General features: G+C 32.0%; 20 protein-coding genes. 12 read left to right on the top strand and 8 right to left on the bottom strand.

Annotation, left to right across the window (positions count from 1 at the left end; genetic code table 11):
* Positions 1 to 21: 21 nt before the first annotated feature.
* From Q0842_RS03850 to ftsY, 8 genes are all read left to right on the top strand, one after another.
* Positions 22 to 798, top strand: a complete 777-nt coding sequence (locus Q0842_RS03850; protein WP_298494523.1) for a 3'-5' exonuclease — start codon at positions 22 to 24, stop codon at positions 796 to 798.
* A gap of 137 nt (positions 799 to 935) precedes the next feature.
* Positions 936 to 1,547 carry a fumarylacetoacetate hydrolase family protein gene (locus tag Q0842_RS03855; protein WP_298494525.1) on the top strand — a complete coding sequence of 204 codons (612 nt, stop codon included), beginning with the start codon at positions 936 to 938 and terminating at the stop codon, positions 1,545 to 1,547.
* Between the two features lies 1 nt (position 1,548).
* The gene (locus Q0842_RS03860) at positions 1,549 to 1,890 is read left to right on the top strand and encodes an Hpt domain-containing protein (RefSeq protein ID WP_298494527.1); all 342 of its coding nucleotides are present in this window, start codon (positions 1,549 to 1,551) and stop codon (positions 1,888 to 1,890) included.
* Positions 1,890 to 3,140 carry a competence/damage-inducible protein A gene (locus tag Q0842_RS03865; RefSeq protein WP_298494529.1) on the top strand — a complete coding sequence of 417 codons (1,251 nt, stop codon included), beginning with the start codon at positions 1,890 to 1,892 and terminating at the stop codon, positions 3,138 to 3,140. The genes Q0842_RS03860 and Q0842_RS03865 overlap by 1 nt, the downstream gene beginning before the upstream one ends.
* Before the next feature lie 82 nt (positions 3,141 to 3,222).
* Entirely contained in the window at positions 3,223 to 3,459 is a 237-nt protein-coding gene (gene rpmB, locus Q0842_RS03870) for a 50S ribosomal protein L28 (RefSeq protein WP_298494531.1), read from the top strand.
* A 25-nt stretch (positions 3,460 to 3,484) separates the two neighbouring features.
* Positions 3,485 to 3,667: a 50S ribosomal protein L33 gene (rpmG, locus tag Q0842_RS03875; protein WP_007648529.1), complete on the top strand. Its 183-nt coding sequence runs from the start codon at positions 3,485 to 3,487 to the stop codon at positions 3,665 to 3,667.
* A gap of 11 nt (positions 3,668 to 3,678) precedes the next feature.
* Positions 3,679 to 3,831, top strand: a complete 153-nt coding sequence (locus Q0842_RS03880; protein WP_092852940.1) for a DUF4295 domain-containing protein — start codon at positions 3,679 to 3,681, stop codon at positions 3,829 to 3,831.
* Positions 3,832 to 4,107: 276 nt separating this feature from the next.
* Entirely contained in the window at positions 4,108 to 5,082 is a 975-nt protein-coding gene (ftsY, locus tag Q0842_RS03885) for a signal recognition particle-docking protein FtsY (RefSeq protein ID WP_298494536.1), read from the top strand.
* Between the two features lie 93 nt (positions 5,083 to 5,175).
* Here the strand turns inward: ftsY and Q0842_RS03890 are convergent, their stop codons facing one another.
* Positions 5,176 to 6,249, bottom strand: a complete 1,074-nt coding sequence (locus Q0842_RS03890) for a serine hydrolase (RefSeq protein WP_298494538.1) — start codon at positions 6,247 to 6,249, stop codon at positions 5,176 to 5,178.
* Positions 6,250 to 6,331: 82 nt separating this feature from the next.
* Between Q0842_RS03890 and rimO the strand changes: the two genes are divergently transcribed.
* Positions 6,332 to 7,639, top strand: coding sequence for a 30S ribosomal protein S12 methylthiotransferase RimO (rimO, locus tag Q0842_RS03895; RefSeq protein WP_298494540.1), 1,308 nt, complete (start codon positions 6,332 to 6,334; stop codon positions 7,637 to 7,639).
* Positions 7,640 to 7,646: 7 nt separating this feature from the next.
* Here the strand turns inward: rimO and ttcA are convergent, their stop codons facing one another.
* Positions 7,647 to 8,444 (bottom strand): tRNA 2-thiocytidine(32) synthetase TtcA, encoded by a 798-nt coding sequence (ttcA, locus tag Q0842_RS03900; RefSeq protein ID WP_298494542.1) that lies wholly within the window; start codon positions 8,442 to 8,444, stop codon positions 7,647 to 7,649.
* Positions 8,445 to 8,522: 78 nt separating this feature from the next.
* Here ttcA and Q0842_RS03905 point away from each other — a divergent pair, with 78 nt between their 5' ends.
* The gene (locus tag Q0842_RS03905; protein ID WP_298494544.1) at positions 8,523 to 9,203 is read left to right on the top strand and encodes a peptidoglycan DD-metalloendopeptidase family protein; all 681 of its coding nucleotides are present in this window, start codon (positions 8,523 to 8,525) and stop codon (positions 9,201 to 9,203) included.
* Between the two features lie 12 nt (positions 9,204 to 9,215).
* Here Q0842_RS03905 and Q0842_RS03910 read toward each other — a convergent pair whose 3' ends face one another.
* Both Q0842_RS03910 and Q0842_RS03915 read right to left on the bottom strand, forming a co-directional pair.
* Positions 9,216 to 9,638 carry a BLUF domain-containing protein gene (locus Q0842_RS03910; protein WP_298494546.1) on the bottom strand — a complete coding sequence of 141 codons (423 nt, stop codon included), beginning with the start codon at positions 9,636 to 9,638 and terminating at the stop codon, positions 9,216 to 9,218.
* Between the two features lie 511 nt (positions 9,639 to 10,149).
* Positions 10,150 to 11,052, bottom strand: coding sequence for a LysR family transcriptional regulator (locus Q0842_RS03915; RefSeq protein ID WP_298494548.1), 903 nt, complete (start codon positions 11,050 to 11,052; stop codon positions 10,150 to 10,152).
* Positions 11,053 to 11,145: 93 nt separating this feature from the next.
* Between Q0842_RS03915 and Q0842_RS03920 the strand changes: the two genes are divergently transcribed.
* A complete protein-coding gene (locus Q0842_RS03920; RefSeq protein WP_298494550.1) occupies positions 11,146 to 11,742 on the top strand; it encodes an NAD(P)H-dependent oxidoreductase in 597 nt (198 codons plus the stop codon).
* Between the two features lie 202 nt (positions 11,743 to 11,944).
* On the opposite strand, the gene secA is transcribed toward Q0842_RS03920, so the two are convergent.
* From secA to Q0842_RS03935, 3 genes are all read right to left on the bottom strand, one after another.
* Positions 11,945 to 15,298, bottom strand: a complete 3,354-nt coding sequence (secA, locus tag Q0842_RS03925; protein WP_298494552.1) for a preprotein translocase subunit SecA — start codon at positions 15,296 to 15,298, stop codon at positions 11,945 to 11,947.
* 168 nt (positions 15,299 to 15,466) lie between these two features.
* A complete protein-coding gene (locus tag Q0842_RS03930; protein ID WP_019387375.1) occupies positions 15,467 to 15,688 on the bottom strand; it encodes a DUF2795 domain-containing protein in 222 nt (73 codons plus the stop codon).
* Between the two features lie 301 nt (positions 15,689 to 15,989).
* On the bottom strand, positions 15,990 to 16,565 hold the full coding sequence (locus Q0842_RS03935) for a cob(I)yrinic acid a,c-diamide adenosyltransferase (protein WP_298494554.1): 576 nt from the start codon (positions 16,563 to 16,565) through the stop codon (positions 15,990 to 15,992).
* 159 nt (positions 16,566 to 16,724) lie between these two features.
* Here Q0842_RS03935 and Q0842_RS03940 point away from each other — a divergent pair, with 159 nt between their 5' ends.
* Entirely contained in the window at positions 16,725 to 18,812 is a 2,088-nt protein-coding gene (locus Q0842_RS03940; RefSeq protein WP_298494556.1) for a DUF5723 family protein, read from the top strand.
* A 75-nt stretch (positions 18,813 to 18,887) separates the two neighbouring features.
* Here Q0842_RS03940 and Q0842_RS03945 read toward each other — a convergent pair whose 3' ends face one another.
* The gene (locus Q0842_RS03945) at positions 18,888 to 19,661 is read right to left on the bottom strand and encodes a class I SAM-dependent methyltransferase (protein ID WP_298494558.1); all 774 of its coding nucleotides are present in this window, start codon (positions 19,659 to 19,661) and stop codon (positions 18,888 to 18,890) included.
* Position 19,662 lies beyond the last annotated feature (1 nt).

Consider the following 19,662-nt stretch of genomic DNA (forward strand, 5'->3'; position numbering starts at 1 on the left):
CAATAAACATACCATAAAGTAATGCAATTAAACCTAACAAAACCCATCTGTTTTTTCGATTTAGAAACTACAGGAATAAGTATAACAAAAGATAGAATTGTTGAAATTTCAATTTTAAAAGTATTTCCTAACGGTACGGAAGAAAGTAAAACATGGTTGGTAAATCCAGAAATGGTAATTCCTGATGAGGTTATTGCAATTCATGGGATTTCCAACGAAAAAGTAGCAAACGAACCTACTTTTAAAGAGTTGGCTAAGGATATTTATAATATGATTAAAGATGCAGATTTAGGAGGATTTAATTCTAACCGGTTTGATATTCCTTTATTGGCTGAAGAAATGCTGCGTGCAGATGTTGATTTTGATATGAAAAACACTTTGGCTATTGATGTGCAAACCATTTTCCATAAAATGGAGCAACGCACATTAAGTGCTGCATACAAGTTTTATTGTGATAAAAATTTAGATGGCGCACATAGTGCAGAAGCCGATACTAATGCAACGTATCAAGTATTGAAAGCCCAATTAGATAAATATGAAGAATTAGAAAACGATACAAAGTTTTTAGCAGAGTTTAGCTCTCGCAAGAAATTTGCAGATTTTGCAGGTTTTATTGCTTACAATAAAGATGGTGTGGAATGTTTCTCTTTTGGTAAGCATAAAGGAAAGTTAGTTACAGAGGTTTTAGAAAAAGAACCGGGATATTTTGGTTGGTTGTTAAATGCAGATTTTCCATTGTATACTAAAAAGGTGTTAACGGCTATAAAATTAAGGAGTTTTAATAATAAATTGGGTTAAAAGAGAGCCTTTGTTACAGGTTTTGGCAGTTAGTTGCGTTAGGGATAGAACGGTTTGTTTGAGCTCCTCGACAAAGGAGGGAGCGAGTAGTGAAAGCCCGACCCTTGTGGTAACGCCCAAATTAAATATATTAAGAAATGAAATTGATTTGTATAGGTAGAAATTATACCGAACATATTAAAGAGCTGCAAAACGAAAAACCAACAGATCCAGTAGTTTTTTTAAAACCAGATACAGCCATTTTATTAAAAAAGCAACCTTTTTTTATTCCAGATTTTTCTGACGATGTACATTATGAAGTTGAGGTTTTGGTTAAAATAAATAGAGTAGGTAAGCATATAGATAAAAAATTTGCTCATAAATACTATAGTGAAATTGGACTTGGAATTGATTTTACAGCTCGCGACTTACAAAGTGCTTTAAAAGCGAAAGGTTTGCCATGGGAAAAGGCAAAATCGTTTGATGGTGCAGCAGTAATTGGTAATTGGTTAGATAAAAAGGAACTTGGTGATATTAATGATTTTGAATTTTCTTTAAAAAATAATGAGGAAATTGTACAAAATGGAAATACAAGCCACATGCTTTGGAAAATTGATGAATTAATAGAATATGTGTCAAAATATTTTACTTTAAAGATAGGAGATGTTATATTTACAGGCACACCAGCTGGAGTTGGCAAAGTTGTTGCAAACGATAAACTAAAAGGTTTTATAGAAAACAGGGAAATGTTTTCAATAACAGTAAAATAAAATGGAATTACATTATAAATTATTTAGAGTTCGTGAATTGGCAGATAATGATGAAGATTTTATAGCATCATTAGCCGAAGCTTTTTTAGAAGAAGTACCTGAAGATGCAGAGCGTTTGATTAAAGCAGTAGCTGATAAAAATTATCAAGAAGCTTATCAAGCGGCTCATAAAATGAAGCCAACAATCGATTTGTTTGAATTAGGTGTGCTTGATAAATTAATAGAAGTACAAGATTGGGGAAAGTTTACACAAACAGATGTAGATATTTCTGAGCAGTTAGATATCGTTGTTACAGCAATAAGTAAAGCTAGTGCTGAAATGAAGTCAGATTTTAAATTATAATGTTAGCAGAAATAATAACCATTGGCGACGAATTACTTATTGGTCAAGTTGTAGATACCAATTCTGCTTTTATTGCTAAGGAACTTAATAAAATTGGTGTTTCTGTTTATCAAATTACATCTATTCAAGATGATAAGGCGCATATTCTTCAAGCTCTAAAAGAAGCTGAAAGCCGCGTGGATATTATTATTTGTACTGGAGGCTTGGGGCCTACAAAAGATGATATTACCAAAAAAACTTTTGCAGAATATTTTAATGACACACTTGTAAAAAACGAATCTGTACTTGAAAATATTGAAACCATCTGGAAACAACATGTTAGAACAGAGTTATTACAGGTTAATAAAGACCAAGCTTTAATACCTTCAAAATCAAAACCACTTATGAATAAATTGGGGACAGCCCCAGGTATGTGGATTGAAAAAGATAATAAAGTTTTTATATCGCTTCCTGGTGTTCCATATGAAATGGAGGCATTAATAAAGTATCAAGTTGTACCTCAATTAAAAGAAAAATACAATTGCCCATTTATTCTTCATAAAACCTTACTTGTTTATGGTTTAGGTGAAAGTGCTTTAGCAGCTAGAATTGAAGATTGGGAAGATGCCTTACCAAAACATATTAAATTAGCTTACTTACCCAATTTAGGTAAAATGCGTTTGCGCTTATCTTCAAAAGGTTTTGATGAAGTATTATTAAATAAAGAGGTTCAAGAACAAATAGATCAAGTAATACCTTTAATAAAAGAAGAGTATGCTGGTTTAGAAGATGAAGACGGTTCTGTAGAAGTTGTTATAGCAAAAAGACTAACTAAAATTGATAAAACATTAGCTATTGCAGAAAGTTGTACAGGAGGCGCAGTTGCTGAACGTTTTACGGTACATTCTGGTGCATCTGCATTTTTTAAAGGTGGATTGGTAACATATTCAACACAATCTAAAATTAACGTTTTAAAGGTTTCAAAAGAAGAAATTGATGCTTTTTCTGTAGTAAGTTCTCAAGTAGCAGAAGCTATGGCGAAGAATGCACAGCAATTATTTCAGTCTGATTATGCTATTGCTACAACCGGAAATGCAGGGCCAACTAAAGGTGATTCTGATGCCGAGGTAGGAACAGTTTTTATTGCTATTGCTACAAAAACAGGCGTTTATTCGCAAGAATTTAACTTCGGAAATTCTCGAATAAAAGTGATAAATAAAGCCGTAAATAAGGCGCTAGAATTGTTGTTAAAAGAAATTTTTAAAAATTGATAAAATTTAGGTTGTCATAATATAAAGATTTTATATATTTGCACCTCGATTTTAAGCAACAACGAAATTAAAGTTATATAGAATGTCAAGAGTTTGTGAACTTACAGGAAAGAAGGCCATGGTTGGTAACAATGTGTCTCATGCAATGAACAGAACTAAACGCAAATTTCATGCGAATTTAGTAAAGAAACGTTTTTACATTCCAGAAGAAGATAACTGGATAACTTTAAAAGTTTCTACATCTGCTTTAAAAACTATCAACAAAATAGGAATTTCTGCAGCAATTAAAGAAGCAAAATCTAAAGGGTTTTTAAAATAATAGCTGTATTTAATAAGAAAAAGACATGGCAAAGAAAGGCAATAGAATACAAGTAATCTTAGAGTGCACAGAGCACAAAGAGTCTGGACAACCAGGAACTTCAAGATACATTACAACCAAAAACAAAAAGAATACGCCAGATAGAATGGAGATTAAGAAATTTAATCCTATCCTTAAGCGTATGACAGTTCATAAAGAAATCAAGTAAAAAAATAGATCATGGCAAAGAAATCAGTAGCATCATTACAAACAGGGTCTAAAAGATTAACAAAAGCAATAAAAATGGTTAAGTCTCCAAAAACAGGAGCTTACATGTTTGTTGAATCTATTATGAATCCAGAACAAGTTAATGACTTTTTAGCTAAAAAGTAATTAACATAGTTTCAAGATATTATAAGCTGCTTTCTATACGAAAGCGGCTTTTTTATTTTATATTTATCTGCCATAATAACAGTTGTTAGATTGTGGTAAGATAATTGACAACAATAAATTGGGCGTTTCCACATGAGATAGGCTTTTATTTATGATAATAAATGTTTTAATTTATACATAATTAGAGCATAAGTATAGAGTTTATACTTAGTATTTTAAATAAGTTAGAGTCCTTAACGCAGATTAAAGTTTAAATTAAACCAACCAATAAGTAAAATGAGTTTTTTTAAAAAAATATTTTCTTCAGAAAAAAAAGAAACCCTAGATAAAGGATTAGAGAAAACTAAAACAAGTTTTTTAGGTAAACTAAGTAAAGCTGTTGCAGGAAAATCTAAAGTAGATGATGATGTTTTAGATAATCTTGAAGAAGTTTTAGTATCTAGTGATGTGGGTGTAAATACTACATTAAAAGTTATTGAACGAATTGAAGCTCGTGTTTCAAAAGATAAATACTTAGGTACTGATGAGCTTAATAAAATTCTTCGGGAAGAAATTGCGGCATTATTAAGTGAAACAAACTCCGGAGAAGAAACAGAATACACGATTCCTGATTTACCAAAACAAGCTAACGGAACCAAAACACCTTATGTATTAATGGTGGTTGGGGTTAATGGTGTTGGAAAAACAACAACTATAGGAAAGTTGGCCTACCAATTTAAAAAACAAGGACTAAAAGTTGTACTTGGTGCTGCAGATACCTTTAGAGCCGCTGCTATAGATCAGCTTCAAGTATGGGCAGATCGCGTAGACGTGCCAATGGTTCGACAAGATATGGGTAGTGACCCTGCATCTGTTGCTTTTGATGCTTTAGAGTCTGGTGTTAATCAAAACGCAGATGTAATTATTATTGATACTGCAGGTAGATTGCATAATAAAATAAACCTAATGAACGAGCTTACAAAAGTAAAGCGCGTTATGCAAAAAGTTGTTGGCGATGCACCTCACGATGTTTTATTAGTTTTAGATGGATCAACAGGTCAAAATGCATTCGAGCAAGCTAAACAGTTTACAGCAGCAACAGAAGTAACATCATTAGCTGTTACAAAACTAGATGGTACTGCAAAAGGTGGTGTAGTAATTGGAATTTCAGACCAGTTTCAAATTCCTGTAAAATATATTGGAGTAGGCGAAGGCATTGAAGACTTACAAGTTTTTAATAAATACGAGTTTGTAGATTCTTTTTTTAAATAGCTAGTATTTTTTTCTTTTGTCTTAAATATAATAACCATTAAATAGTCATTTGTTGTTGTTTTATAGGTTTTTAAATGATTTTTAAAAAACAAACTAATTAATTACAGCATTAATTTTTGCCCATAAATCATTATCAAAAGAGGATAATGCAAAATTATCACCATCAGCAGCGTTACCCATTCTTATTATTATAAGGTCTTTGCTAGGAACTACGTATATTTTCTGGTCATTCTTTCCTAATGCAGCATACATGTCATCAGGTGCATTTGGAACTAATTTCCCATTAAATTTAAATTGACTTTGTGGTAAATGATAACTCGATTTTCCATTAAGCCACCATAAATAACCGTAAGCTTCATTAATATTTTGTGAAGTATTGGTGGCTTCCCTTAAAAAGGCTTCAGGTATAATTTGTGTGTTTTCCCATTTTCCTTTTGCAGCTATTAATAAACCAAAACGCGCCATACTACGTGTATTGCTCCAATAAACACTTAAATCGCCTAAATTTATCCATTGCCCAGTCATGCCTATTTTATCTCTTAACTTGGTGTTAAAATAATTAGTCCAATTTTGGTTACTAGCTTCAACAATAACATCTTGCATTTTTACATAAACATTATGATAAGCCCAACGGGTTCCAGAATCGGCAATATATTGTAAATTTGATGGTGATACATCATCACCCAAAGTATCATCCAAACCAGAATTCATAGATAATAAATTCTTGCATGTAATTAAGTTTTCTTTTTCTAGTGATGCACTAGTCCAACCAGTCCCTAAATAATCAGATGCTTTATTATTAATATCTAGCAACCCTTCTTCTTGAGCAATTCCAGAAACAGCAGTTGTTAATGTTTTTCCAGCACTTGCCCAATACCAAGTTTTATTTGCATCATGGTCATTCATGTAGGCTTCTATAACTATTTTGCCTTTATGCAGCATTATAAAGCTTTTAGTGTTTTTTTCTTCTAAATAATCAAGTAAAACTTGTGTTTCACTTTCGTTCCAGTTTAACTCGCTGATAGACTTGGTATCCCAAGTGTCAGAAATTAAAGAAGGGAAGTATAATGTGTCAAGAACTGGTTCCTGTTTAACAGTTGAATCATCAGAAGAACAATTAAAGATTAAAATAAGAAATGGAATTATGATATAAAAGTGGGATTTCATAACTAAGGTTTTCAATTTAGGACTATCAAATATATGAAAGGTTTAATTAAGTTGTATCTTTGCGCCCTGATTTATAGATAGTATGCGCACAAAGACTTTAAAGAAAAATAAGATTAATGTAGTAACACTTGGTTGTAGTAAAAATGTTTACGACAGCGAGGTATTAATGGGTCAGTTAAAGGCCAATGGAAAAGATGTTGCACATGAAGAGGAAGGCAATATTGTAGTAATAAATACCTGCGGTTTCATAAACAATGCTAAAGAGGAGAGTGTGAATACTATTTTAGAGTATGTTAAAAAGAAGGATGAAGGTGATGTCGATAAAGTATTTGTAACAGGTTGTTTAAGTGAACGCTATAAACCAGATTTGATAAAAGAAATACCAAATGTAGATGAGTATTTTGGTACCACAGAGTTGCCAGGATTATTAAAAGCATTGGGAGCAGATTACAAGCATGAATTGATTGGCGAACGTTTAACAACAACACCAAAAAACTATGCCTACTTAAAAATTGCAGAAGGTTGTGACAGACCATGTTCGTTTTGTGCCATTCCAATAATGCGAGGCAAACATAGGAGTACACCTATTGAAGAAATTGTTATTGAAGCAGAAAAACTAGCTGCAAACGGTGTAAAAGAATTGATTCTTATTGCTCAAGATTTAACTTATTACGGACTCGATTTATATAAAAAACGAAACCTAGCAGAATTACTTGAAGCTTTAGTAAAAGTTGAAGGTGTAGAATGGATTCGTTTGCATTATGCGTTTCCAACAGGATTTCCGTTGGATGTTTTAGATGTTATGAAACGTGAAGCTAAAGTTTGTAACTATCTAGATATTCCGTTGCAACATATCTCTGATGATATTTTAAAAAGTATGCGTCGTGGAACTACTAAAGAAAAAACAACTAAATTAATATCTCAATTTAGAGAAGCAGTTCCAGAAATGACTATTAGAACAACGCTAATAGTTGGGTATCCTGGAGAAACAGAAGCACATTTTCAAGAATTAAAGCAATGGGTTAAAGATATGCGTTTTGAACGTTTAGGCTGTTTTACCTATTCTCATGAAGAAAACACACACGCTTATAATTTAGAAGATGATGTTCCCCAAGACGTTAAAATTGACAGAGCCAACCAAATTATGGAAATTCAGTCGCAGATTTCTTGGGAATTAAACCAGCAAAAAATAGGGCAGGAGTTTAAAGTGGTTATTGATAGAAAAGAGGGTAATTACTTTGTTGGAAGAACAGAATTTGATTCGCCAGATGTGGATAACGAAGTTTTAATTGATGCTACTAAAACCTATTTAAAAACAGGCGAGTACACAACCGTAAAAATTATAGAAGCGGAAGATTTTGATTTATATGCCGAAGTAGTAACAGCGTAAAAACACTCTAAACATAGGTGTCATCTTTTACCGTGGTGTCTTCAAGTGTATCAAAATTATAAAGGTTTCTGTCTAGTAAGTGTGAAGGATATACATTTTGTAAAGCATTCATCATAACAGAGCTTCTGTCTGGAAAATCGGTTTCCCAATCTGCAATCATTTGTTTTACTTTTTTGCGTTGTAAATTCTCTTGAGAACCACACAAATTACATGGTATTATTGGGAAATTCATGTGTTTTGCATAATCTTCAATGTCGCTTTCTTTACATAAAGCTAAGGGTCTTAAAACAACTAAATCGCCTGAATCATTTTTAAATTTAGGAGGCATAGTTTCAAGTTTTCCTGCAAAAAAGAAGTTTAATAAAAAAGTTTCTATAATGTCATTTCTATGATGTCCTAAGGCAAGTTTATTACAACCTAAATCTTTAGCTGCTTTATACAAAGTACCACGTCTTAATCTAGAACAAAGACTACATGTGGTTTTACCTTCGGGTGTTTTTTCAATAACAACCTTATACGTGTTTTTTTCTATAATTTTATAAGTTACACCCAATTGGTTTAGGTAATTAGGAAGCACATCTTCAGGAAAACCAGGTTGCTTTTGGTTAAGGTTAACGGCTATAATTTTAAAAGAAATAGGCGCTACTTTTTGAAAGTGCAGCATCATTTGCAACAAGGTATAACTGTCTTTTCCTCCAGAAAGGCAAACCATAATACTATCACCTTCTTCAATCATTGTGAATTGTTTAATGGCTTCGCCAACTGCACGATGTAATTTTTTTGTAGTTTGTTCTATATATTCCATGAGTGCAAAAATATTATTTAATCGGATAAAATATAATATTTTAATACTTTTGGGTAAATACTTTTAAATGGTTTGCCCTTGAATTTTTCAAACGTTCTTTTTAAACTTAATAATTCCCCGATTCGGGTTATAGATGCATCTATAAATACATCTAAATATGTGCCATTAGATTTGTCTGAAACTAACGAAAACCTTAATAAAATTGATGTGTCATCAGCTTTAAAATTAGGTGGATATGTTAATAATTTTATCTCTAAGCATAAAGCCGAAGTGGCTTATGGTGGTTATTTAGAAGTTAGGAATATTTATAAAAGGAGTAGTCATTTTAACAATCAAGCCAAAGAGGAGCGTAATATTCATTTAGGTGTTGATATATGGTGTGCTGCTAAAAAACCAATTTTTGCACCGCTAGAGGGTATTGTACATAGTTTTAAAAACAACACTAATTACGGCGATTACGGACCAACCATAATTTTAAAACATACTATTAAAGGTTATGAGTTTTATACGCTCTATGGGCATTTAAGTTTAGATTCTATAGCAAACTTAAAAGTTGGAACATTGATTAAACAAGGCGAAAAAATGGCGGCTTTAGGTGATGCTTCGGTAAATGGTAATTATCCGCCGCATTTACATTTTCAAATAATAAGAGATATTCAAGATTATGTTGGAGATTATCCTGGTGTTTGTTCTAAAACAGACTTAATGTTTTATAAAAATAATTGTCCAGATCCAAACCTGTTATTAAAGCTACAATAGTTAAAAAGTAGTTTATTGTTGCACAAAATTTTTGCGTAAAAGTGTTGCAACTTCTGGAAGATTAGTTATTAATTCTTCAATCACTTCAGGGTTGGTTAAATCGGTTCTAAAACCAGGTAGCATGCCTAATTCGGCATCATCAAAGTCTGCACAACCCATAGCCCAATTAGTAAAAAGACGTTCTTTTACTGTGCTATCGTGTATAATTTTTAAGTCTTTATGTCGTGTGTCTTTTCTTAATCTAACTAATAGATCGTCTATCATTTCTGGTTGACCTTCTATAATTTGAAGAAAATAACCATTCTTGTGCATTAAAACACCACTAATATTATCAATGGTATTAAAACCACGAGAATCATGTAGTAGGTCTAGTAATTGGCGCTTAGTAAATTGCTCTACAGCTTGGCTAGAGTAGATAAGGCGGCGAAGTGTCATATTTGTTATATATGAAAGTTTTAATCTCTTATGTATATATGGAATATCGTTTAGGGCAGTTAAACCACATCTATACAAAAGTATCTTTTTTTTCTTACAATATCTAGATTCAATTTCTTTTTTAGATGAATGGTATATAGTCTTTAATGTGTTAGTTCTCTTTGGTTAAAACAAATTGTTACTTGCTATTTTGCCACTTTTTTTAATTGATATATAAATTTAAGTAAGCTGTTGTATTAAACATTTCAAGGAAGCTTTACGCTATATAATTATCAAACATGTCGTGTTTTTAGTTTAATTGAAACTATGTAATAATTAATTTGACTAATATTATCGCTATGTTATTATTATTATAAGAGGAATTTGGAGTCATAGAGCGTTTACTTTTCGGGTTTTTAAACAGACTTTTAAAAAACGGAACATTAATATCTTTGATTAAGTTTTACTATGGTTGGATAAGATAATGAGGTTAATAAAACAAGAATGTTAGTATTACGTTATTATGCGACGTTTATTTCATTTTTGATGTAAATATATTCTTAATTGTATCTAATTCTTTTTTGTATTTCAAATCTGTTCTTGATGCAAAATATAGGGTGTTTTCCGTTTTAACTTTTCCTTCCCAAACTAAATTTATTTCATTGCTTAAAATTTGTTCTTGACATAAAAAATCCGGCACTAATGCAAGTCCGTTTCCATTCTTTAAACATCTTATAATAGAAGTAATATTCGGTAAAATATAGTTTGGTTTAAAAGCAGGTTTCTTATTAAAATTCTCAAACCAAAAACGCCTAAAATGTTCCATTTCGTTTGATGAACTATACCAAATATTTTGAAGTAGTTCGTCTTCTAACTCGTTTAAGTTGTTAGATTTTAGGTGTTTTTGTATTTTAGTTATGTTCGTTTTATTTCCTGCGATTAAAACGATTCTTTCTTTTGAAAACGGAACATACTCAACCAATGATTTTTTTTCATTCTGTTTTTTAGGTGTTATTACTAAATCTAAAATGCCATTGTTAAGGTCTTTGATTAAATCTGTATGTGCTCCAAATCTTGCGACTAGGTCAAAGTCTAGCTTGGAAATTTCGGGTTCAATAATAAGTTGAAACATTTCAGAACACATTCCAATGTTTAGGGATGGATTTTTTTCTTGCGTTGTTTTTTTAAAATGCTGTTCTGCAATTTCAAGTTTTTTTAAAGATTCAATAATATATTCGTATAAAAATTTTCCATCCTCTGTTGGAATCATTTTTCTAGAAGTACGTTCAAATAGTTTTTTGCCAACATAAGCTTCTAAAGCATTCAAGTGTACACTAACTCCGGGTTGGGAAGCAAATAAAGCAATAGACGCTTTAGTTAAAGTTCCGTTTTCATATATTTCTTTAAATGTTCTGTACCATTCTAAATTTACCATAGCTATTAAAATATTTATACAAATGTATGATTTGTATTATTTTTACAATAATAAATATTGCTATAATTTTGCCTCAAATAAAATAAGAGACAAATGAAAAATATATTTATAATTAATGGAAGTCATCCATTTGCACATTCTGGTGGACGATTTAACGAAACACTTTTCACTAATACGATTTCATATTTTGAATCTTTAAAAGGATTTGAAGTTAAGGCTACACAAGTAGGTGACAGTTATAATACAAAAGAAGAAGTAGAAAAATTTAAGTGGGCAGATATAGTGATTTATCATACGCCAATTTGGTGGTTTCAAATACCTTTTGGATTTAAAAAATATATAGATGAAGTTTTTACGGAAGGTCATCAAAATGGAATTTATGCAAGTGATGGAAGAAGTAGAAAAAATCCAAATATCAATTATGGGACTGGTGGTTTAATGCACGGAAAAAAATATATACTTACCACAAGTTGGAATGCACCTAAAACCGCATTTACTTTAGAAAATGAATTTTTTAATCAAAAAAGTGTAGATGAAGGTGCTATGTTTGGGTTTCATAGAATGAATGCTTTTACAGGAATGGAATTATTGGCAACACATCATTTTCACGATATGGAAAAAAATGCGGATGTTCCTTTTGAGTTGAATAATTATAATACTTTTTTAAATGATTTAGTGACTAATTTGTAATTATCTGGTTTCATTTCGAAAACGCAGCGCAACTTAAGCAGATATGAAAACTTTTTTAATGTTTTAAATCTGACGTTAAATCAATTTAGTTGAAATTTTACAAAGTCAAGTATTTGTATAATATTAAGACATAAAAAATCCCGATAGTTTCTATCGGGATTTTTTATATTATAAGAGTCCTTTTTTTTTAAAGGAATTGAGATTATTCCTCAATTAAAACCCATTCGCCTTTGGCAAGTAAAGGTTCTGCTTGTTTATATTTTAAGGTTTTGTTTTCACCATTTATTACGTGTTTTATAGTAACACGATCGTTACGGCCAATTTTTGGCTTATCTCGTACAATGGTTTCAACTACTTCTTGTTGGCGTTGAGTATTTCCTGCAGCTCTATTTTGTGCAGAACGCTCATCTAAATTAGGAATTTCTTCTTTTTGTACATTAAGCTTTTCTTGTTTTCTGGCTCTTGCTTCTTGAATAGTGTCTTGCGTTTCTTGAGGTAATTCACCTTTAAATAAGAATGAAATTACATCTTTATTCACTTGATCAATCATGGCTTTAAATAACTCAAAAGCTTCAAACTTATAAATTAAAAGCGGGTCTTTTTGCTCATGCACCGCTAATTGAACAGATTGTTTTAACTCGTCCATTTTACGTAAATGCGTTTTCCAAGCATCATCAATAATGGCAAGTGTAATGTTCTTTTCAAAATCTGTAATTAATTGTTTACCATTAGTTTCATAAGCTTTTTCAAGGTCTGTAACAACGTTTAAACTTTTAACACCATCTGTAAAAGGAACAACAATACGTTTAAATTTATCGCGTTGTGTTTCGTATACATTTTTAATAACAGGGAAAGCAATGTCTGCATTACGCGCCATTTTATCTCTGTAATGCTCGAAAGCGGCTTTGTAAATTTTCGATGTAATATCTGTAGCAGACAGTTTTCCAAATCCTGCTTCAGTAATTGGCGAACTCATAGAGAAATAGCGAATTAACTCAAACTCGAAATTTTTATAATCATTAGCACCTTTGTTAGTTTCAGATATACCTTCGGATGTATCAAAAATCATATTTGCTAAATCTACACGTAAACGTTCACCATTTAAAGCATTGTAACGACGTTTGTAAACAACTTCACGTTGTGCGTTCATAACATCATCATACTCTAATAATCGCTTACGAACACCAAACTGGTTTTCTTCAACTTTTTTCTGTGCACGTTCAATAGATTTTGAGATCATAGAATGCTGAATCACTTCACCTTCTTTTAACCCCATTTTATCCATCATTTTAGCAATACGCTCTGAACCAAATAAGCGCATTAAGTTATCTTCAAGCGATACATAAAATTGTGAACTTCCTGGGTCTCCTTGACGACCAGCACGACCGCGTAACTGCCTGTCTACACGACGCGAGTCATGACGTTCTGTACCTACGATGGCTAAACCACCGGCGGCTTTAACGGCATCTGATAATTTAATATCGGTACCACGACCTGCCATATTGGTTGCAATAGTTACTTGACCTGCATTTCCTGCTTCGGCAACAATATCGGCTTCGCGTTTGTGTTGTTTTGCGTTTAGTACATTGTGTGGTATTTTACGTATGCTTAGCATTTTACCAAGTAATTCGGAAATTTCTACCGATGTGGTTCCAATTAATACCGGACGACCAGCGCCAGATAATCTGGTTACCTCCTCAATTACTGCATTATATTTTTCGCGTTTTGTTTTGTAAACTAAATCTTCTTTATCATCTCTAGCAATTGGGCGGTTTGTTGGTATTTCAACTACATCTAATTTATAGATTTCCCAGAATTCGCCAGCTTCTGTAACCGCTGTACCCGTCATACCAGACAGTTTACGGTACATTCTAAAATAATTCTGTAATGTTACGGTTGCAAAAGTTTGTGTAGCATCTTCAATCTTTACATTTTCTTTAGCTTCAATGGCTTGGTGTAATCCATCAGAGTAACGACGACCATCCATAATACGCCCTGTTTGCTCATCAACAATCATTACTTTATTTTCCATTACCACATATTGTGTGTCTTTTTCAAATAAAGCATAAGCTTTTAGTAATTGATTTAGCGTGTGTATACGCTCAGATTTTACTCCAAACTCTTTAAATAAATCTTCTTTTAGCGTAGCTTCCTCTTCAGCCGAAAGGCCTTGTTCTTCAATTTTGGCAACTTCAATACCAATTTCTGGTAAGATGAAGAAGTCTGGATTATCTTTTCCAGAAATGTATTCTACACCTTTATCAGTAAGTTCAACTTGATTGTTTTTTTCTTCGATAACATAGTATAATTCCGCATCAATTTTTGGCATTTCGCGGTTATTATCTTGCATGTAAAAGTTTTCTGTTTTTTGAAGTAATTGTTTAACACCTTCTTCAGATAAAAACTTAATTAATGCTTTGTTTTTAGGAATACCTCTGTATACACGTAGTAATAGTATGCCACCTTCTTTGGTGTCTCCTGCTGCAATTAGTTTTTTAGCTTCTGCTAAAACCCCTGTTAAGTATTTACGTTGTACAGTAACAATATCGTCTACTTTTGGTTTTAATTCTGTAAACTCATGGCGATCTCCTTTTGGTATAGGACCCGAGATAATTAGTGGTGTACGTGCATCATCAACTAATACAGAATCGACTTCATCGACAATAGCATAATGGTGTGGTCGTTGCACTAAATCTTCTGGAGCATGCGACATATTATCACGTAAGTAATCAAAACCAAATTCGTTGTTTGTACCGTAAGTTATATCTGCGTTGTAAGCTTTTCTACGTGCTGCCGAGTTTGGTTGGTGGTAATCAATACAATCAACACTCATTCCATGAAACTCAAAAATAGGTGCCATCCAAGCACTATCACGTTTTGCTAAGTAATCGTTTACAGTTACTAAATGCACTCCTTTTCCTGCTAAAGCATTTAAGTACACCGGTAAGGTTGCAACAAGTGTTTTACCCTCACCTGTTTGCATTTCGGCAATTTTACCCTGGTGCATGGCAATACCACCTATTAATTGAACATCGTAATGTATCATGTCCCAAGTAATTGGTTTTCCTGCTGCATCCCAAGAATTTGCCCAAACTGCTTTATCATCTTCTAAAACCACATAGTCTTTTTCGCCAGAAATCATTCTATCAAACTCATTAGCAGAAACTGTTATTGAGGTATTGTGTACAAAACGTTTTGCTGTTTCTTTAACCACAGCAAAAGCTTCTGGTAAAATATCGTTTAAAACATCTTCGGTAATTTTATAAGCATCATCTTTTAAACGGTCAATTTGCTCATAAATATCTTCACGTTTATCAATATCTTCAGTAGTTTCAGCCTCATGTGTTAAATCGGCAATTTGTTTATCTATTTCAGCATTTGCTTCAGCTATTTTAGCTTTAAATTCGGCTGTTTTAGCTCTTAAATCGTCATGACTTAAAGCTTCTAAGGCAGTTTCAAACGAATTAATTTTTCCAACGAGTGGTGTAATAGCTTTAACATCTTGTTTTGACTTATCGCCTACAAATATTTTAAGTACAGAATTTAAAAAACTCATGAGTGTAATTTTATATGTTTTATCTAGGTTTGTCCTAGGTTAATGTCGTAATTATATATGTACCTTTAAAAGGTATTCAAAGATACATTTTGTTATGCATCCTTGCACAATTTAGAACAAAAAAAAAGCCTCAAATCGAGACTTTTTAACTATTCTTTATGCTTTTATTTAATATTCATCTTCATTCCAGAGGTAATCCTCATCGGTAGGGTAATCAGACCAGATTTCTTCAATAGAGTCGTAAGAGTCTCCTTCATCTTCTATAGATTGTAAATTTTCAACAACCTCCAAAGGCGCTCCAGTTCTAATAGCGTAATCTATTAATTCGTCCTTTGTTGCTGGCCAAGGTGCATCACTTAAATAAGATGCTAATTCTAATGTCCAATACATTTCTTTGTGTTTAATTTTTTGCAAAAATAATTTTTTAGTTTAAACACACAAGAAAAAAATGAATTATTTAATCATTAATTTTAAGAACGTATCTTTTTGTACTCTAAACCCTTGCAAATTATTTCTGCTAGGTTAATAATAATGTAGCAAATAAATTAGATAAGTTTTTTTTTTTTTGAATTTTATCAATTAGAGCGTTACCACAAGGGTCGGGCTTTTGGCAGTCGCTTTTTTGTGTTGCATATGTGCAACAACACAAAAAGAGCTTCAACAAATGCCTCAATCCCTAACGCTATAAAATTTATGATGTCTTTTCAGGAATCCACTTAATTTCATTCGCTTGCAAATCAAATGACAACTTTCGTGCCAATACAAAAAGATAGTCAGAAAGACGGTTTAAATACGTTAGGGCATTTGCTTCAAAAGGTTCTAAATCATTAAGTGCAGATGCTAAACGTTCGGCTCTGCGGCATACACAACGTGCTATGTGACAGAATGACACCGTTTGGTGTCCGCCAGGAAGCACAAAATGCGTCATTGGTGGCAAGGCTTCGTTCATGGTATCCATTTCATGCTCTAACCTTTCAATGTGTTTTATAGATATTTTTTCAATATTTAAACGCTCCTTCCCGTTTTTTAAAGTAGCCTTTTCAGGATCGGTAGCTAAAATAGCACCAATTATAAATAGTTTATCTTGTATGTTAATAATAGAATTTTTGTAAACCTCATGTATATCTTGATCGCGAATTAAACCCATGTGCGAGTTTAGTTCATCAATAGTGCCATAACTCTCAATTCTAATATGATGTTTAGGAACTCGTGTGCCGCCAAATAGCGCTGTAGTACCTTTGTCTCCTGTTTTAGTGTAAATTTTCATACTACGAAGTTATAGTATTTTTAAGAGTTTTACAAAGTAACTAAGTTGTAAGTTTATGTTTATATCTTTTTATAAATTAAGGGTTGTTACGCTATAATGTAAGTAATTTATTAAAGAAAAAAATTACTTTTGTAACTGCTATATCAACACTCTCTTATTATGAAAAAAAATACTTTGTTTTTCTTGTTTTTTGCAATATCGTTTATTGTTAAAGCGCAATCTTACATGGGGTTTCTTACCGACAATTATAGTGGTGTTCATGCTGTGATTTCAAACCCAGCAAATATTTATGGAACTCCTTACAAAACAGATGTAAATCTTGTTGGTGTAAGCGTATTTACAAATAATGATTATTATGGTGTTAATTTATTTGATGTCACTAAAAGCAGTTATAGCTTTGATTTAGAAGCGAAAACACATCCAAAAGATATTAATAGTGGATCCCTAAATACTGATGTTCTTGGCCCATCTTTTATGTTTAACCTTACTAAAAATAGTTCTTTAGCCGTTTTTTCTAGAGGTAGAGCTTTTGTAAATGTTAATAATGTTAAAGGGTCTACTATAGAAGTTATTGACGATGATACTTCAGATGATTTTATTTTAAATGATGAAAACATGAATGTTCTAGGGCATTCATGGGCAGAATTGGGTATAACTTATGCTAGAACTATTTTTAATAATAATCAGCATTTTTTAAAAGGAGGTGTGTCTTTAAAATATTTGCAAGGCCTTGGTAGTGTTTTTGCTTTAGGAAGAGATGTTTCAATTGATTATGATGCAGACGGTACAGATTTAGGTGGTGGAGAAACTACAGGAAGTATAAATTCTAGCGGTAATTTAACTTTTGCACGATTTGCCGATTTTGATAATGATAATTACGATTATAAAACTCCAGATAATGCAAGCGGATTTGGAGTCGATGTAGGTTTTGTTTATGAGTGGAGACCTAACCACAATCGTTACAAAGTAAATGATTCTACTACTTATAAATTTAAAGATAAAAATAAATACAAATTAAAAATAGGTGTATCGGTATCAGATATTGGATATATAAACTATAAAGATGGTATAAAAGAAGCTTATAATATTACAAATACAGATGTAAACCAAAATCAATTTGAAGCCGCAGAAGATTTTAGTACTGCTTTAAATACTTTTTATACGCTTACTAATACAGCTACAGGTTATAAAATTGATTTGCCAACAGCTTTGCATGTTAATGTAGATTGGAGCTTAAATAATAAATTGTATGTAAATTTAAATACAGATTTCACATTAATGTCTAAGGACAGAATAACTGCAAATAGAATTTCGAATACGGTGTCTTTAACACCACGTTATGAAAGTAAATGGTTTAGTTTTTATATGCCTTTAAGTGTCATGGAGAATAGTGGTTTTAGAGTGGGGGCTGGGTTTAGAGCAGGGCCATTATATGTTGGGTCTGGGTCTCTAATTTCTGCATTTACGAGTAATAATAATAGAGAGGCAGATGCTTATGCTGGTTTAAAAATCCCAGTTTTTAAAAATAGCCCTAAAGATAAAGATGGTGATGGTGTTTTTGATAAATTAGACGATTGTCCTAAAATACCAGGGCCAATATCAAATAATGGTTGCCCTGTTGAAGACCAAGATGAGGATGGAATACTAGATGATGTTGATGAGTGCCCAGAAGTAGCCGGCCCTGAAGAAAATAAAGGATGTCCGTGGGGTGATAAAGATGAGGATGGAATGCTAGATAATGTTGATGAATGTCCAGAAAAAGCAGGTCCTGAAGAGAATAAAGGGTGTCCATGGCCAGATAGTGATGGTGATGGCGTTTTAGATAAAGATGATGATTGTATAGATGCTGTTGGTACTGTAGTTAATAATGGTTGCCCAGAGGAAGTTATTTTAAAACTTCAAAAAACATTAAATGATTATGCTAAAACGATATTATTTAATTCTGGGAAATCTACAATAAAAACAGAGTCTTATGATGTGTTGTCTGATATTGTAATTGTTTTAAATGAATACATTAATGCAACGTTTGTTATAGAAGGGCATACAGATAGTATTGGAAGTTACGAATTAAACCAAAAACTATCGGAAGCAAGAGCTAATGCTGTTAAAAATTATTTAATTGAGAAAGGGATAGATTCAACTAGATTATCAGCTGTAGGTTATGGTGAAAGAAAACCAATTGCAACCAATATGTATAAAGCTGGTAGAGCCCAAAATAGACGAGTAGAAATTAATTTAGTAAAATAGAAAACAATATGTAATTTGATTAAAAAAACCAACATACAATATGTTGGTTTTTTTTTTTGATTTTAAAAATAACAGTTATACTCTTATTTTAAAATGTTCTTTAACCTGTTCTTTTCTAAAAAAAACGAAACCCCAGAAAAAGGTATCTATAGTAACAGTTACTTTAGGGTGAGCTTTAATTGTCTCCCAAGCTTCGGTCATGCCTTTAGACCAATAAATGTCATCAAAAATAAAAACAGAGGTATTGTTTGTGGTTTTTAATAAGGTTTCAAAATAGTTTAAAGTTGCTTCCTTTTGGTGGTTGCCATCAAAGAAAATTAGATTATAATTATTTGAACTTAACCTTTTTGTTTCATCGTTAAAATTACCAGTTAATAATGATATGTTTTCAATATTTAGAGTTTTTAAATACGCTTTTGTAAATGCCGAGGTTTCTGTGCAACCTTCTATAGTCGTAATATTAGCTTTTTTGTTTCCTAGCCTAAAGGCATGTGTTGCAATACCTAATGATGTACCAAGTTCTAAAATATTATTAGGTTTAAAATATCTTGTAACTCTATAAAGTAGTTTTGTTCTTTTTAATGTTGTACCGGCATTTTTTGTAATGTTAGAAACTAAACGATCTTGTTGTTTCATAACTTGTGATCCTGCACCTAAATCTGAAACTTTTATTTTTGAGTTATTTTTAAGTAACGTTTTTCTATATTTTAAAATAGTATTATACGCTTCGTACTTGTTTTTGTTATAAAAGCATTTGGTTATTAAATCATACACAAAAGGGGAGTGTACACCGTGTTGGTTTTTAGATTTAATAATAAATTTTATGTATTGAACAACTTGATAATACATG

It is taken from the genome of uncultured Algibacter sp. (assembly GCF_947495675.1).
GTDB lineage: Bacteria > Bacteroidota > Bacteroidia > Flavobacteriales > Flavobacteriaceae > Algibacter_B.

Coding starts and splice junctions, on each gene's coding strand:
- Q0842_RS03850 (WP_298494523.1), top strand. CDS start 22: ATGCAATTAAACCTAACAAAACCCATCTGTTTTTTCGATTTAGAAACT.
- Q0842_RS03855 (WP_298494525.1), top strand. CDS start 936: ATGAAATTGATTTGTATAGGTAGAAATTATACCGAACATATTAAAGAG.
- Q0842_RS03860 (WP_298494527.1), top strand. CDS start 1,549: ATGGAATTACATTATAAATTATTTAGAGTTCGTGAATTGGCAGATAAT.
- Q0842_RS03865 (WP_298494529.1), top strand. CDS start 1,890: ATGTTAGCAGAAATAATAACCATTGGCGACGAATTACTTATTGGTCAA.
- rpmB (WP_298494531.1), top strand. CDS start 3,223: ATGTCAAGAGTTTGTGAACTTACAGGAAAGAAGGCCATGGTTGGTAAC.
- rpmG (WP_007648529.1), top strand. CDS start 3,485: ATGGCAAAGAAAGGCAATAGAATACAAGTAATCTTAGAGTGCACAGAG.
- Q0842_RS03880 (WP_092852940.1), top strand. CDS start 3,679: ATGGCAAAGAAATCAGTAGCATCATTACAAACAGGGTCTAAAAGATTA.
- ftsY (WP_298494536.1), top strand. CDS start 4,108: ATGAGTTTTTTTAAAAAAATATTTTCTTCAGAAAAAAAAGAAACCCTA.
- Q0842_RS03890 (WP_298494538.1), bottom strand. CDS start 6,249: ATGAAATCCCACTTTTATATCATAATTCCATTTCTTATTTTAATCTTT.
- rimO (WP_298494540.1), top strand. CDS start 6,332: ATGCGCACAAAGACTTTAAAGAAAAATAAGATTAATGTAGTAACACTT.
- ttcA (WP_298494542.1), bottom strand. CDS start 8,444: ATGGAATATATAGAACAAACTACAAAAAAATTACATCGTGCAGTTGGC.
- Q0842_RS03910 (WP_298494546.1), bottom strand. CDS start 9,638: ATGACACTTCGCCGCCTTATCTACTCTAGCCAAGCTGTAGAGCAATTT.
- Q0842_RS03915 (WP_298494548.1), bottom strand. CDS start 11,052: ATGGTAAATTTAGAATGGTACAGAACATTTAAAGAAATATATGAAAAC.
- Q0842_RS03920 (WP_298494550.1), top strand. CDS start 11,146: ATGAAAAATATATTTATAATTAATGGAAGTCATCCATTTGCACATTCT.
- secA (WP_298494552.1), bottom strand. CDS start 15,298: ATGAGTTTTTTAAATTCTGTACTTAAAATATTTGTAGGCGATAAGTCA.
- Q0842_RS03930 (WP_019387375.1), bottom strand. CDS start 15,688: ATGTATTGGACATTAGAATTAGCATCTTATTTAAGTGATGCACCTTGG.
- Q0842_RS03935 (WP_298494554.1), bottom strand. CDS start 16,565: ATGAAAATTTACACTAAAACAGGAGACAAAGGTACTACAGCGCTATTT.
- Q0842_RS03940 (WP_298494556.1), top strand. CDS start 16,725: ATGAAAAAAAATACTTTGTTTTTCTTGTTTTTTGCAATATCGTTTATT.
- Q0842_RS03945 (WP_298494558.1), bottom strand. CDS start 19,661: ATGTATTATCAAGTTGTTCAATACATAAAATTTATTATTAAATCTAAA.